Below are 13,732 nucleotides of genomic sequence, written 5' to 3'. Positions count from 1 at the left end.
ATCAGAATTTAAATAGGAGAAAGTATATTTAGGGTATGAATAAAAAAGTACAGTTTTTAGGCTTGGGTTTGCTGTTATTAAGTATGGTTAACTGTAAGCCAGAAACCAAGAAGAACGTATTAAAAGAAGAAGCAAAAGCCAAGGTAGAAAAGCGTGCTCCTACAGTTGAACATACAGTGTTAGGTGAAAAACCTGAAGGAGTTACCACGCCAGAAGGCATGGTCTGGGTTTCTGGGGCAACTTTTAAACAAGGAGCGGTAAACGGCGATAAAATTGCAATGGATCATGAAAAACCGGCTATAGATGTTATAGTTGACGGATTTTTTATGGATGCCACAGAAGTAACCAACGCACAATTTGCCGCATTTGTAAAAGCTACAGGTTATGTTACGGTTGCAGAAAGGGGAATAGATTGGGAAGAGTTAAAAAAGCAAGTGCCTGCTGGGACTGAAAGACCACATGACTCTATTCTAAAACCAGGTTCGTTGACGTTTAAAAAAGCAAAATCTTCGGTACCTAATTCATATGATTTCTCTCAGTGGTGGAACTGGACCATTGGTGCGGATTGGAAACACCCAAACGGGCCCAAAAGTAGTATTAAGGGCAAAGATAATTACCCGGTGGTACAAGTATCTTATGAAGATGCGCTGGCATATTGCGAATGGGCAAATAAACGTTTACCAACAGAAGCGGAGTGGGAATTGGCATCTAGAGCAGGTTCTTATGGCACCATCTACAATTGGGGCGATGATGTATCTGTTTTAGAAGAAAAAGCAAATACTTGGGAGGGCGAGTTTCCAGTAGAAAACCCAGTTGCGGACGGTTTTGAGTTGCGTGCGCCGGTAAAATCATATCCACCAAATGCATATGGACTGTACGACATGGCAGGTAATGTTTGGGAATGGACGAGTGATTGGTATAATACTAATTACTATAAAGAAACAAAAGCTACAAATACAGTATTGGTGAATCCTAAAGGAGCAGATAGTCCGTTTACACCAAATAATCCACTAGCAAAAGAACGTGTCATAAAAGGTGGTTCATTCTTGTGTAGTGAATCCTATTGTGCTAGTTACCGAGTATCTGCTAGAATGGGGTCTAGTATGGATTCTTCTTTAGAGCATACCGGGTTTAGAACCGTGGCAACAGTTGATATGATAGCTGAATAATACCTTAATCTAGACAATTTAATAGCTGGTCTAATTCTACAATTTTAGCTCGGCTAATCGGAATTTTCTTGTTTTTGATTTCAATGAATTCGTGGTTATAGCGCTCTACCATTTTTAAATTAACAATATACGATTTATGAATTCGTATAAAATTCTCAGAGCCAAGTCTTTTATTAAAAGCATTCATAGTAGAGAGGATAATGTAGTTACGTTCTTCTGTCACTACTTTTACATAATCGCCCAATGCTTCCACATATAAAATACCATGCACATTAAGTTCAACTTGTTTAAGATTGTGTTTTACTACTAATTTACTTTCCGGTTGTTTCTTTTTAATAGACTTTATCTTATCAATAGCTTTGGTAATAGCGGCATCAAATCTAGCAGTGCTGTATGGTTTTAAGAGAAAATCAGTAACATTGAACTCAAAGGCTTCAAGAGCATATTTTTGGTCATGACTGGTGATTATAACTTGTGGGGTTATTTTCAATCCGGCTAAAAACTCAAATCCGTTCATAACTGGCATTTCAATATCAAGAAACAAAAAATCTACCGTCAGCTCATTTACCTGAACCAAACTCTCACTAGTTGCACTTGAAGAATGTACAAGTTTCAAGTTTTTATTTTTATCAATAATTTGCTCTAGAAGTTTCCTTTGCGTGTTGGAATCTTCTATAATAGCACATTTAAAGGTTTTCATTCGATATCAATATAAGTTCTACTATACATACGTAAAGAATGGGGGAAAGTTCATTTTTTCTTAATTTAATACTATCTTAAAGTTAGAAAAACAGGCGAAAAATAGTAAATAGTTATCTTCATAGCTAATATTCGTATAAAAACTTTTGATAACTATATTGTAAGTTTTTAGCTCAAAAACCTACTTTTGTAGTAGAGAATTTAATACAACCACTTGATATTATGTCTGAAAAAATAGAACGTGTAAAAACATTGATTATAGGATCTGGTCCTGCAGGGTATACAGCTGCAATATATGCTGCCCGTGCAGATTTAAAACCTGTTATGTATACAGGTATGGAGCCAGGAGGTCAATTGACCACCACAACTGAAGTAGATAACTTTCCAGGATATCCAGAGGGTATTGACGGACCTACGATGATGGTACAATTGCAACAACAAGCTGAACGTTTTGGTACGGAAGTAAGAATTGGTATGATTACTTCGGTAGAGTTTTCAAAGGAAAAAGGAGGTATACATAAGGTAGTTGCAGATAATGACAAGCAAATAGAAGCTGAGACTATCATTATTTCTACAGGAGCATCCGCTAAATATTTAAATATACCTAGTGAGCAACGTTTACGTGGCGGCGGGGTATCTGCTTGTGCGGTTTGTGACGGCTTTTTCTATAAAGGACAAGATGTGGCAATTGTTGGTGCGGGTGATACTGCGGCAGAAGAAGCATCTTACTTGGCTAACATTTGTAACAAAGTAACAATGTTGGTACGTAGAGATGAAATGAGAGCTTCCAAAGCAATGCAACATAGAGTGCATAGCATTAAGAATATAGATGTACGTTACAATACAGAAGTAGACGAAGTTTTAGGAGACCAAGTTGTTGAAGGTTTACGAATGATAAACAATCAAACAGGCGAAAAAGAAGAAATAGCTATTACGGGTATATTTATCGCAATCGGTCATAAACCGAATACCGATATTTTTAAAGGTCAATTAGATATGGATGAAACAGGTTACCTTATTACACAAGGTAAGTCTACAAAAACTAATTTGCCAGGTGTTTTCGCAAGTGGAGATGCACAAGATAAAGAGTACAGACAAGCAGTTACGGCAGCTGGATCAGGTTGTATGGCAGCTTTAGATGCAGAACGCTATTTAGCTTCTATTGGTTCTGTTGAAGAAGCAGTTGCAGACCAATATAAATTGTAAAAGATAATTTTATATATAAGTAAGAGCCCATTCATTTGAATGGGCTCTTTTTTTAGATTGATTTTAGTTAGTCTATTCTTACGTAGTTTTCAGAAAAGGTTCTGTTTCCTTCTTCATCCAAGCTAATTTGACTGAACCTGTCATCACTAAGTTGAAGTTCAAAGGTGAAAATGCGCATGGTATCCATAGCTTGTATCATTTCGTTATCTCCGTATTCCAAAGTTTCCATGAGTTGGTCATCTGTGATATTATATGTGCCGTAACCAAATCTACCTACTTTGTCTACTGGTACATATCTAGACCACATAATCTTACCGTTGTAGTACATTTTAACCTGTCTATACCCATCTGCTGTAGGTACGGTGTCAATAACTTGTTGTCCGTCGTAATTATAAAAACTTTCTAGCTCCCAAGTACCTTGTATGGTGTGCATGTAGTTTTCATTGATAGAATTTGTAGAGGCTGCTGAAACCAATATGAGCATCAACAATACCAAACCTATAATTTTTTTCATAGTGATAAGGTGTTAGTTAATAAAAGAGTTGAATGTGTAGTAAAAAGATACGAATTAAATATCAGAATTTAATAAAAAATATACGCTAATATTAAGAATAACATAATGATATATAGGTAATTATAATAATTACTATAGATTTAGAGAGTGTGAGTTAAGAATAGCGCAAAGGTTTAAAATGTCTGTTTTTGTGTGAGAAGCGCTTAAAACTATACGACTCATGAGAGAATCATTTTCTGTAGGATATCTAAAGTTGGTTACTATAATACCATTATCCTCTAAATAATTGGCTAATGCTTCATTTTGAAAATTAAAGGTAGGGTGCCCTTTTGCAAATACAAAAATTGAGGAATCTGATAATTTTGATATGAAAAGCTCGGTATTCTTATATAATTGAGCTCTTTTAGAACTGATAAGTTCTTCAGCATCCTTCAAAGTTGCTAAAGAAGCAGGTGTTGCGGGACTTGCACCTCCGAAAAACTGTGTGTTTTTTAACGCATTAATTATATTATTACTGCCAAATATTGCACCAGCTTGAATACCGAACCCTTTTCCTAATGAGCAAGAAACCAATAGCTCTTTTGGTTGAAGTGTTTGTAAAAACCTAAAACTGCCACCGCCATCTTTTCCGGTAATTCCAATTCCGTGAGAATCATCTACGACAAGAATAATATCGGTTAAGTCGAGATTTTTAAGGAAAGTATAATCGGGATAATTATCGCCATGAAAGTCAATACTATCTAGAAAAAGTACGGGAGATTTCGAAGTTTTTTTATCGAGGGCAAATTCTAGGTCGTTCCACTGTTCAAATACCTTTTGTTTGTTTCTGTATAATGCCGAGTGTGTATTAGGGGCATAGAATAACTGATAATCGTTATTACTGAAATAATCACAAACCAATTGTCCTGCTAAATACCCAGAGGACACGGTTACACAACTTTCACTAACCGCTATTTCTGCTAGGTGGGCATCAACTTCATCAAAGATGGAAATTCTAATATTAGATTTACGGGAAGCACTGTAAGCTGTGCCATATTTTTTGATGTTCTTGATGAATATGGACTGGAAATCAGCATCGGTCTGTAATCCTAAATAGGAGGTACCACCAAAGTATAGGTATTCTTTACCGTTTATGACAATAGTTCTATCAGGAAATTCATCAATCGTAAACATCAATCTAACAATTGTATACCGCTACCGGCAAGTTTTGAGAAAATAACTTTACCGTTAGGTTCAATATGAACTCCCGTAGCAATATCACTTTTTAATAATAAAGCACCGTCCATATCTACATAATCTAATTGCGGAATCAACTGCGCTATAGCTGAAATGCCTACGGTAGATTCTGTCATGCAACCAACCATAACACTAATACCTAATTCCTTGGCCTTTTTTATCATACGTAGGGCAGGGGTGAGTCCGCCACACTTGGTCAGTTTAATATTTACACCACTAAAATGTAGCGCACATTTTTCTACATCGCTTTCTACAATACAACTTTCATCGGCAATTACGGGTAACACACTATGGTGCATAACCTCTTCCATACCAGACCAATCATCAGCTTTTAATGGTTGTTCTAAAAATTCCACTCCCAAATCTTTTAAGAGCGGAGCGTTAAAAATAGTTTCTTCTGCCGTCCAAGCACAATTGGCATCTATTCTAAAGATAGCATCTGTATGTTTTCGTAATTCGCGAACAATAGCAACATCATCACTAGTGCCTAATTTTATTTTATAAATAGGCCAGGGCATCTCCTGCATTTTGGCTAACATAATGTCAATTGATGCAATACCAATAGTGTAATTTGTAGTAGGGTATTTTTCAATACTGGTACCCCAAATTTCATATAGCGGCTTACCTAGTAATTTTCCATACAGGTCATGAGCAGCCAAGTCTAAAGCGCAGATAGCGAAATTAGATAACCCTTTACTTATTAAAAATGCATGAAAGACTTCTGGCTTTGTGAATTCAAATGCTGCTATTTCAGAGGATATGGCGTTAATTTCATCCATCATACTCTGCGTGGTAATTTTGTAATACGGATTAGAGGTCGCCTCTCCATATCCTGTTTTTCCGTCTAAAGTTAAAGAAGCAATCATAGTATCTTGAAAATCATGAGATTCTCTTGAAATACTGAAGGTGTGCTTTAATGGTAATGTATATTTTTTTAAGTGTACTTGCATACTACTAATATACAGATGAGTTCATTAACTAAAAAATGAAAACCCGCTGATATTTCAGCGGGTTTTAAAGTTGAATTGATTGATGTGATTTTTAGTATTTGTGCACGCTACCAGAAACCGATTTGTTCTTTTGAACAGAAGGATCACCTTTGTATGATATATTAGCGCCACTAGAAGCTTCAGCTGTTAAATTGTCTGTAACATCAATGCTAATATTTGCACCACTACTAGCATCTGCATTAGCAACTAAAGTTGTTAAGTCTTTGGCTCTAATATTTGCTCCGCTACTTGCGTCTACATAAACTTCTTTTGCTGTACCTTCTAAAGAGATATTTGCACCGCTACTGGCATCTATATCCATATTGGTAACAAGCACGGTTGCATTGATAATGGCACCGCTACTTGCATCTACCTCTAATTTATCTGACTGAATTTTATTTTCAGTAGTTAAGTGAGCTCCACTAGATGCACGTAAGCTGGTTACATTAGGCATGGTTACGTATACTTTTTTGGTTGCTCTACCAATATTCTCAATACTGTGAATTCTTAGTTTTCCGTTTTTAATATCGGTACCGATTAAGTCAATGATATTTTCATCTGCCTCAACTGCAATATCAAAATCAGATCCTTGGGTAACAAATACTTCTAAACCTTCTGAACTGGAAACTTCTGTGAACTCACCGGTAATTTCCCTAGTTTCTTCAACGACTACGCCATTGCCTTTTTCACCAGATCCAAAATCGCCGAAGTTAATGTCAAAGCCACAAGATGAAAGTAATAGGGCTAATACGAGTGCTACTGTTATTCTTACTAAAGTTGTCATGATTGTTCGTTTTTTGATTGATTAATATATTATGATGATGTAAAAATGATTGTTTTTCTATTCTCTTACTACTATTAAATACTGAATTGTTGTTTTAGAGGTCTGAATTGTAATTAATTGATACTATCGTTTGTGTCAACCTTTACACCGTTCTCGTCTAACTTCATTTTAAATGATTCTCCATTATCGTTAACGTCAATGTCTATTCCATTTTCGTTGATGATGATTTTTCCTTTATCACCATTATCGTTGATATTAATGTCTATACCATTTTCATTGATGTTGATGCGATTAGAGCTGTCGTCATCTTCATCTTCCATTTCAATAAATTCAGGACAGTCTAGACATTCAAGCTCTCCGCTTTCGGTCATTTTCCAGATATAGCCTTCTAGGCCTTCAACATCTCTATCAGTATTAACGGTCGTAATCCAATCTCTAGAATTTGTCTGGTCATAAGTTAGAATAGTTCCTACCGGTAAAAATATGTTTACACGAACTTCTTGATCTTTAAACTTAGGAACCTGTGTGGTTAAAAAGTCATCAAAAGAAATCGTATTACCACTTACTTCATATTCATATACGATCTGACTGGCGATATCCTTTGCTTCTCTATTAGATGGGCCGTCCGCTTCTTTTCTAACTTGAACACGAACTAGGGTATCTTTAGATTTACGAATACGAAATCTTACATCATCAGAAACTAAAATTTTATTTCCCGCTTCATCGTAAGAAAGGTAAGTATCACCCAAGTTCATATCATTTTCATGATCATACTCGTCCGTAGAAACCAATTTAATGTTCAAAGTATCAGTTGGTATTACTGTTGTAATCTCCTCTTCTACAGATGTGCTACCGGTATATGCATGTGCTGCAGCTTCTCTAATGCCAAAGATGACCAAACATATAATTGATATCAACCATAAACCCAACAAAGAGAATTTAGCAACCGTACCAATAGACTTTAAGTTGTTTACCAATATTTTTAATCCTAAATACATTAAGAAGAAAAACGGAATACCAATGGCAAAAAATGCCAATAACGATACTACCCAAATAGGTAGGTTGGTAGAGTTTACGACATTGTAAAAGTCAATACCAGGTACATGGATGATATCTAAAATACCAACGGTGAACATGCCTACAAAAAGACCGATCAATGTTGCGGCACCAATGATAACCAAAAGTATACCAATGAATTTACCAAAGATTTTGAATAGGAACATTACAATATCACCAAAGGTGTCAAAAATTGTTTTACCTCCTTTTTTGACGGTGTCGCCTACTTTTTCATAGTCCACACTTTTTACACGATCCGCTACGTCATCAAAACCCTCTTTAACTTTACGCTCAATATTACTGATATTGACCGTTTCACCGCTCATATCTAATTTTTGAGCCGTAGTTTTTGCTTCAGGAATAAGAATCCAAAGTAATCCGTAAATGAAGATGAATCCGCCCCATGTAAAAATGGTCAAGAAAATCCAAAGTAATCTAATCCATAATGGGTCAATGCCAAAGTAATGTGCTAAGCCTGCAGATACACCCGCAACGTATTTCTTTTCTGTATCTCTATATAATTTTTTTACTCTTTCTTTAGTATAAGCAGACTTGGTTTTAGGTTCATCTTCAAAGATGTCCTCATCTACCATATAATCTTCTGGTTGCCCCATTATGGCAATAACTTCATCTACTTCTTTTTGAGTGATAACCTGTCTTTCATTCTCTAATTTGTCATGAAAAAGTTCGGCTATACGAGCTTCTATATCGGCAATGATTTCATCGCTGCCCGGTGTGTTGGCAAAAGAACGTTTTACAGATTCTAAATACCTACGCATTATATTGTATGCCTCTTCGTCTATATGGAAGAGCATGTTCGCTAAATTTATATTTACTGTTTTGTTCATGATTAGCTGTTTTTTGAGTTGGTTACCAGGTTGGTGGCTTTTCTTAATTCGTCCCAAGTGGTATCTAATTCTTTAAGGAATATTTTACCGGTCTCGGTTAATGTATAGTATTTTCTTGGCGGTCCAGAAGTAGATTCTTCCCAACGGTAGTTTAGAAGTCCTGCATTCTTTAATCTGGTCAGTAGCGGATAAATAGTACCTTCTACTACAAGCATTTTAGCATCTTTTAGCGTAGCTAAGATTTCAGAAGCATATTTATCATGCCCATTTAAAATGGACAGGATGCAATACTCCAAAACCCCTTTACGCATTTGTGCTTTTGTATTTTCTACATTCATAATCTCTTTTTGCTTTTTATGCAGTCCCGCTTTCCCGGGAGATTGCTCCATTGTCTCTGTTGTCTGCATAGGTTAACTGTTCGTTTTTTGTTCGATGAATAAACATCCTGATTGATTTTTGATTGATTAATAAACTCTTAAGGGTGTGATGAATACCCAATATAATGTAAGCTGATGATGCTATTTAATAAATTTTATAGTGAAAGGATATTCAAAAACTTCTCCTTCATTTGTTTTTATGGTAGCCAGTATAGTATACACGATATTGATAATGAATAATGCCGATTGTGCAAGACCTAGTAGTGCAACAGGAACCATCCACGGACCAAATAGATCATCGGTGTCAAAATTGATGTTGATACTGTTGAAACTGTGAACATTCACTAAACCGAAATTATCAAAGTCGAAAATGTTAGGTAAAAATCCGCCTAAGAAAAATGGAATACTAACCATACCTACAAGAATAGAGTAAAGTAGTATACTAATTTGAAAATTTAAAGCTTGTTTACCGTTATGATCTACAAACTCATATTCTTTCTTGTTCGCTGTCCATAATACTAAGGGAATGATGAAGTTGCCAAACGGAATAAAGAATTTAGAAAACGTACTTGCATGTATTAATGCAGAGAGGTTTCTTTCGTGTTTTGTTACTGATTCTGTCATGATTGATTCGTTACTGATGATGATTGATTTTAATACTATGCGAAAGCCAATTACTTTGATTACCTATTAACTTCCTATGCAAATATATGTCTAAAAAAAGGTACTATGTAACGCATAGTACTAATATTTAACAATATTTTAACATTTTAGAATGGTGTAAATTATAGCTATTTTTATCCAAATTTTAGAATAAAATGGCGGTAACACCTAGTAAAATCAATATGTTCTCCTTTTTTAAACTACCGTCTGCATGGTGGTGCGGGGTACGTTTAAAGGAAATAGATAAAAACAGGTCAGTGGTGACGGTAAAGCACAGATGGTTCAATCAGAATCCGTTTAATTCTATGTTTTGGGCTGTTCAAGGTATGGCAGCAGAATTGACGACCGGGGCTTTAATGATAGACCAAATTGAAGCAACAGGAAAGAAAATCTCTATGTTGGTAGCGAACAATACCGCAAATTTTTCAAAGAAAGCAACAGGTAGAATTACATTTACTTGTGAAGACGGACACTTAATTAAAGAAGCTTTAGACAAAACGATTGCTACCGGAGAAGGACAAACCATTTGGATGAAATCTGTAGGAGTAAATACAGATGGAGTAGTGGTAAGTACCTTTAAGTTTGAATGGACGGTTAGATTGAAGCAGAAAAAATAGTAGAAATGAGAGCGGATTTACGGTTTAAGGAAACACAAAAATTCACGCAATGGTGGTTGTGGTTGATTATACTTGCGCCTATTGTCTTAACTGCTATAAGTATAATAAGTACCTTAATTAGTTTGTACGGTGGTTCTATTTCTAACGATTCAGGTAATGTCAGTATATCTTGGATATCAGGTAGAATATCAATGGTTCAATTTATATTCGTACTAATTTATGTGGCTACCATATTATTTTTGGCGTTATCAAAACTTAAAGTATTGGTTTCAGATAAGGAAATTAAAATTAGTCATCTATTATTCTTTCAAAAAGTAATCAACCTGAGTGATATTAATGAGGCTAAGAAAATCGATTATGATTTTGTGGGATACGGAATCAGAAAAACTAAAAAGTACGGTACGGTCTATAATGTAAAGGGTAAAAAAGGAGTTGCTTTAACTCTAACCAATGGTAAAAAATACCTTATTGGTTCAAAAAAGCCAACGGAGCTTCTAGCGGCAATTAGCAGTTGATTACTTAGTATTTTACAATGTTCTGATTTTAAATATTTTGATTGATTTTCATTGTATATTTCTTGATTTAAAAGAGTCTAAAACTTTCAGGTTTTAGATGTTTCTTAAGATTTATTAAAATATTTTGTTTGGTAGATTAAATCTACCCATTGCTCTATATACTATTTCTACATATATATTTAGATTGCTGATACTTTAGATAATGTTCACTTTTATGGTGTATAGAATGGCTAAGACCATTCTTGTAATCATAATATAAATATTGTTCAGAGTATGAAGAAAGTATCGATTTTTTTAATGTTGGTTATGGTAAGTTGGGTTTATGGGCAAGAGACGAATGATGTTTATATACAATCAGAGTTTTTGCCAAGTAGTGATGTAACTGATATTTATAGATGGCAAGCTGGTGCAGACATTCCCATGATCAATACTACTACAGAAAAATTTACAGTAGGAGGGAAATTACAAAACACAACATTAAGCTACATAGATATAGATGTACCCTTTGAAACAGGAGAAATTGAAACTTTCAATTCTTTTAGTCTACGATTTACCTATCAAAGAAATCTAAGAAACGATTGGAGCATATATGCCATGCAAGAATCTCAAATATCCTCTAATTTTAGAGATGATAATATTGCATCTGATGATTTGTTTTTTAATGCCATGCTTACCCTGAGTAAGTATAACGGTAGAGACAATAGTATATTAACCTTTGGTGCAGCTTATGATATTAAGTACGGGCTGTACTACCCAATACCAGTGATAACCTATGCTAGAAGATTAAATGATAATTGGGCTTACAAAGTTGGTGTTCCAGATAGCCGTGTTAAGTATACTTTGGCAGAAAATCATGATTTTGAAGGTTTTGCCACATTAAGCGGTTTTACAGGTAATATTAATGACGAAGTGGAGGTCTATAAAGAAGACTATAGTGGTACATTAAGACAAACAAGTGTATTACTTGGTCTTGGCTATAATGTTCGTTTATGGGAAAAGTTTACCGCAACCGCAAAAGGAGGATACACTGCCTATAACCGTATGCAGATACAAGATTATAGTAATAATGAAATTTACGATTTTGATATGTCTAATAGTTTTTACTTCAATGTAGGGGTTAAATATACTTTCACAAATAAGACAAACGACAGAGAGGTGTACTAAAACATACTTGTTGTAAAATTTAAAAGTAGGTTCTGTCATGCCACTTTGATAGTATTTGAGTGAGCTAGTTTTTTAAAGTAAGGTGGTAATTTGTAACAAAGTTGCCACTTTTGCTACTTATGAATTGAAATTAAATGGAGCATGGAATTTAAGGTGTAATAACTGCTTAAAACTATCTATCGGCTTCATTAAATAATTTTAAAACTATGCAGCTAATACAAAAACACAAGTCATTTATTTTGATAATACTTGTTATAGTATTAACTCGTCTACTTCATGGTTTGATAATTTTGTCAACAATGCAATTCGGGTTAAGAAACGAGGAAGTAGACATTATTTCTTTAATAACTATACCAATAGTTACGCTGATTGGCATAACTTATTTATTAAAACAATTCAGAATTCATTTAAACTTTTCATTTAAAAAGGTAAACCCGAAGTTGGTATTCTATATTATGCTTCTTGCGGTTTTTATAATAATTTTTCAATCAGCTTTAGATGTACCTTTTATAAAAGTGTTGTTACAATCTAAAGTTCGTTTTTTTACTTTTACTAATCCATTTCAATATGGTTTACATGGTATTATAATTTTTTTTATAACAGTAATTGCAGCTCCAATTACAGAAGAAATTTTATACCGAAAAATTATCTTCTTAAAGTTAAAGGAGCAATATGGGTTAGCTTTCGGTTTGGTTGTTTCTTCTTTCCTATTTGCTTTAGTGCATTGGAATCTTGAAGGCTTATTTGCTTATTTTGTAATGGGTCTTTTGTTCACGTATCTCTATCATTTAACTAAAGTATTGTGGCTTAATATTTTACTTCATGGTACTTATAATTTCGTAGTAAAGTTTACTGCCATTGAAATGTTTGATTCTTCACATAGAATGTACATGGGTATTTTGCTTTTATATTTAATTTCTGCAGCTGGTATCTATATGATTTTAAAAGAGGTGAAAATGCTTACTAATACTACTAATTGAATTTTAATTGTAACAAAACCTTCTTTTCGTCAACTAATAAGTATCAATCAAAAACAAAATATACATGAACGCACACGAAATAGATTATGAGATTTTTGGAGAAGAAATGCAATACGTTGAAATAGAGCTAGACCCACAAGAGGCAGTTGTTGCCGAAGCTGGTAGTTTTATGATGATGGATACCGATATTAAAATGAGTACCATTTTTGGTGATGGTAGCAATCAAGACAATAGCGTTTTAGGGAAGATTTTTTCAGCAGGAAAAAGAATGTTGACAGGAGAGAGCCTTTTCATGACGGCATTTTTAAATATAGGTCAGGGTAAAAAGCAAGTAAGTTTTGCTTCCCCTTATCCAGGTAAAATTCTACCAATTGATTTATCTGAAATGGGCGGTCGCTTTATATGCCAAAAAGATGCCTTTTTATGTGCAGCACAAGGAGTATCCGTAGGTATTGAGTTTTCAAAGAAATTGGGTCGCGGACTTTTTGGTGGTGAAGGTTTCATCATGCAAAAATTAGAAGGCGACGGAATGGCTTTCGTTCATGCAGGTGGAACTTTGGCTAAAAAGACATTAGCTCCAGGTGAAGTTTTAAAAGTAGATACCGGTTGTATCGTTGGTTTTACCAAAGAAGTAGATTACGATATTGAATTCGTTGGCGGAATTAGAAATACAGTTTTCGGCGGAGAAGGTTTATTCTTTGCAACCCTACGCGGACCGGGAACTGTTTATATACAATCACTACCATTTAGCAGATTAGCAGGAAGAGTACTAGCATCTATACCAAGAGGAGGAAAAGATAAAGGAGAAGGTAGTATTCTAGGTACACTTGGTGACATTGTTGGTGGGGATACTCGGTTTTAAGAATTAAAGACGCGGTACTAGGTACAAGGGAAAAAGTACAAAGTTTCGAGTAT

15 protein-coding genes are annotated in these 13,732 nt (G+C 34.7%); 7 read left to right on the top strand and 8 right to left on the bottom strand.

Annotated features, from left to right (window positions below):
* The first annotated feature begins 35 nt into the window (after nucleotides 1-35).
* Nucleotides 36-1,169 (top strand): formylglycine-generating enzyme family protein, encoded by a 1,134-nt coding sequence (locus tag UH1x_RS01130; RefSeq protein WP_482624448.1) that lies wholly within the window; start codon nucleotides 36-38, stop codon nucleotides 1,167-1,169.
* Nucleotides 1,170-1,173: 4 nt separating this feature from the next.
* On the opposite strand, the gene UH1x_RS01125 is transcribed toward UH1x_RS01130, so the two are convergent.
* The gene (locus UH1x_RS01125) at nucleotides 1,174-1,869 is read right to left on the bottom strand and encodes a LytR/AlgR family response regulator transcription factor (protein WP_482624446.1); all 696 of its coding nucleotides are present in this window, start codon (nucleotides 1,867-1,869) and stop codon (nucleotides 1,174-1,176) included.
* Between the two features lie 221 nt (nucleotides 1,870-2,090).
* Between UH1x_RS01125 and trxB the strand changes: the two genes are divergently transcribed.
* Entirely contained in the window at nucleotides 2,091-3,074 is a 984-nt protein-coding gene (gene trxB / locus UH1x_RS01120) for a thioredoxin-disulfide reductase (RefSeq protein ID WP_482624444.1), read from the top strand.
* A gap of 67 nt (nucleotides 3,075-3,141) precedes the next feature.
* On the opposite strand, the gene UH1x_RS01115 is transcribed toward trxB, so the two are convergent.
* The 7 genes from UH1x_RS01115 to UH1x_RS01085 all read right to left on the bottom strand — a co-directional run bounded on the left by UH1x_RS01115 (nucleotide 3,142) and on the right by UH1x_RS01085 (nucleotide 9,502).
* On the bottom strand, nucleotides 3,142-3,588 hold the full coding sequence (locus UH1x_RS01115) for a hypothetical protein (protein ID WP_482624442.1): 447 nt from the start codon (nucleotides 3,586-3,588) through the stop codon (nucleotides 3,142-3,144).
* A 132-nt stretch (nucleotides 3,589-3,720) separates the two neighbouring features.
* A complete protein-coding gene (locus UH1x_RS01110; protein ID WP_482624440.1) occupies nucleotides 3,721-4,761 on the bottom strand; it encodes an aminotransferase class I/II-fold pyridoxal phosphate-dependent enzyme in 1,041 nt (346 codons plus the stop codon).
* Entirely contained in the window at nucleotides 4,761-5,774 is a 1,014-nt protein-coding gene (locus UH1x_RS01105; protein ID WP_482624438.1) for a dipeptide epimerase, read from the bottom strand. The genes UH1x_RS01110 and UH1x_RS01105 overlap by 1 nt, the downstream gene beginning before the upstream one ends.
* A 91-nt stretch (nucleotides 5,775-5,865) precedes the next feature.
* The gene (locus UH1x_RS01100) at nucleotides 5,866-6,597 is read right to left on the bottom strand and encodes a head GIN domain-containing protein (protein ID WP_036155331.1); all 732 of its coding nucleotides are present in this window, start codon (nucleotides 6,595-6,597) and stop codon (nucleotides 5,866-5,868) included.
* Nucleotides 6,598-6,710: 113 nt separating this feature from the next.
* A complete protein-coding gene (locus UH1x_RS01095) occupies nucleotides 6,711-8,501 on the bottom strand; it encodes a PspC domain-containing protein (protein WP_482624436.1) in 1,791 nt (596 codons plus the stop codon).
* Between the two features lie 2 nt (nucleotides 8,502-8,503).
* Nucleotides 8,504-8,839 carry a PadR family transcriptional regulator gene (locus tag UH1x_RS01090; RefSeq protein ID WP_036158368.1) on the bottom strand — a complete coding sequence of 112 codons (336 nt, stop codon included), beginning with the start codon at nucleotides 8,837-8,839 and terminating at the stop codon, nucleotides 8,504-8,506.
* Nucleotides 8,840-9,019: 180 nt separating this feature from the next.
* Entirely contained in the window at nucleotides 9,020-9,502 is a 483-nt protein-coding gene (locus UH1x_RS01085) for a DUF4870 domain-containing protein (RefSeq protein ID WP_036155328.1), read from the bottom strand.
* 194 nt (nucleotides 9,503-9,696) lie between these two features.
* Between UH1x_RS01085 and UH1x_RS01080 the strand changes: the two genes are divergently transcribed.
* From UH1x_RS01080 to UH1x_RS01060, 5 genes are all read left to right on the top strand, one after another.
* Complete coding sequence (locus UH1x_RS01080) at nucleotides 9,697-10,158, top strand: DUF4442 domain-containing protein (RefSeq protein ID WP_276472913.1); 462 nt, start codon at nucleotides 9,697-9,699, stop codon at nucleotides 10,156-10,158.
* A 5-nt stretch (nucleotides 10,159-10,163) separates the two neighbouring features.
* Nucleotides 10,164-10,673: a hypothetical protein gene (locus UH1x_RS01075; RefSeq protein ID WP_482624434.1), complete on the top strand. Its 510-nt coding sequence runs from the start codon at nucleotides 10,164-10,166 to the stop codon at nucleotides 10,671-10,673.
* Nucleotides 10,674-10,946: 273 nt separating this feature from the next.
* Complete coding sequence (locus UH1x_RS01070) at nucleotides 10,947-11,837, top strand: DUF6268 family outer membrane beta-barrel protein (protein ID WP_482624433.1); 891 nt, start codon at nucleotides 10,947-10,949, stop codon at nucleotides 11,835-11,837.
* Nucleotides 11,838-12,136: 299 nt separating this feature from the next.
* Nucleotides 12,137-12,817 carry a CPBP family intramembrane glutamic endopeptidase gene (locus UH1x_RS01065; protein WP_482624431.1) on the top strand — a complete coding sequence of 227 codons (681 nt, stop codon included), beginning with the start codon at nucleotides 12,137-12,139 and terminating at the stop codon, nucleotides 12,815-12,817.
* A gap of 64 nt (nucleotides 12,818-12,881) precedes the next feature.
* Entirely contained in the window at nucleotides 12,882-13,679 is a 798-nt protein-coding gene (locus UH1x_RS01060) for a TIGR00266 family protein (protein ID WP_482624429.1), read from the top strand.
* The last annotated feature ends 53 nt before the right edge of the window (nucleotides 13,680-13,732 follow it).

It is taken from the genome of Maribacter sp. UH1, assembly GCF_056839145.1.
Note: the sequence above shows the minus strand (reverse complement) of the source record. Positions and strands in the feature narration are given on the sequence as shown.

Coding starts and splice junctions, on each gene's coding strand:
- UH1x_RS01130 (WP_482624448.1), top strand. CDS start 36: ATGAATAAAAAAGTACAGTTTTTAGGCTTGGGTTTGCTGTTATTAAGT.
- UH1x_RS01125 (WP_482624446.1), bottom strand. CDS start 1,869: ATGAAAACCTTTAAATGTGCTATTATAGAAGATTCCAACACGCAAAGG.
- trxB (WP_482624444.1), top strand. CDS start 2,091: ATGTCTGAAAAAATAGAACGTGTAAAAACATTGATTATAGGATCTGGT.
- UH1x_RS01115 (WP_482624442.1), bottom strand. CDS start 3,588: ATGAAAAAAATTATAGGTTTGGTATTGTTGATGCTCATATTGGTTTCA.
- UH1x_RS01110 (WP_482624440.1), bottom strand. CDS start 4,761: ATGTTTACGATTGATGAATTTCCTGATAGAACTATTGTCATAAACGGT.
- UH1x_RS01105 (WP_482624438.1), bottom strand. CDS start 5,774: ATGCAAGTACACTTAAAAAAATATACATTACCATTAAAGCACACCTTC.
- UH1x_RS01100 (WP_036155331.1), bottom strand. CDS start 6,597: ATGACAACTTTAGTAAGAATAACAGTAGCACTCGTATTAGCCCTATTA.
- UH1x_RS01095 (WP_482624436.1), bottom strand. CDS start 8,501: ATGAACAAAACAGTAAATATAAATTTAGCGAACATGCTCTTCCATATA.
- UH1x_RS01090 (WP_036158368.1), bottom strand. CDS start 8,839: ATGAATGTAGAAAATACAAAAGCACAAATGCGTAAAGGGGTTTTGGAG.
- UH1x_RS01085 (WP_036155328.1), bottom strand. CDS start 9,502: ATGACAGAATCAGTAACAAAACACGAAAGAAACCTCTCTGCATTAATA.
- UH1x_RS01080 (WP_276472913.1), top strand. CDS start 9,697: ATGGCGGTAACACCTAGTAAAATCAATATGTTCTCCTTTTTTAAACTA.
- UH1x_RS01075 (WP_482624434.1), top strand. CDS start 10,164: ATGAGAGCGGATTTACGGTTTAAGGAAACACAAAAATTCACGCAATGG.
- UH1x_RS01070 (WP_482624433.1), top strand. CDS start 10,947: ATGAAGAAAGTATCGATTTTTTTAATGTTGGTTATGGTAAGTTGGGTT.
- UH1x_RS01065 (WP_482624431.1), top strand. CDS start 12,137: ATGCAATTCGGGTTAAGAAACGAGGAAGTAGACATTATTTCTTTAATA.
- UH1x_RS01060 (WP_482624429.1), top strand. CDS start 12,882: ATGAACGCACACGAAATAGATTATGAGATTTTTGGAGAAGAAATGCAA.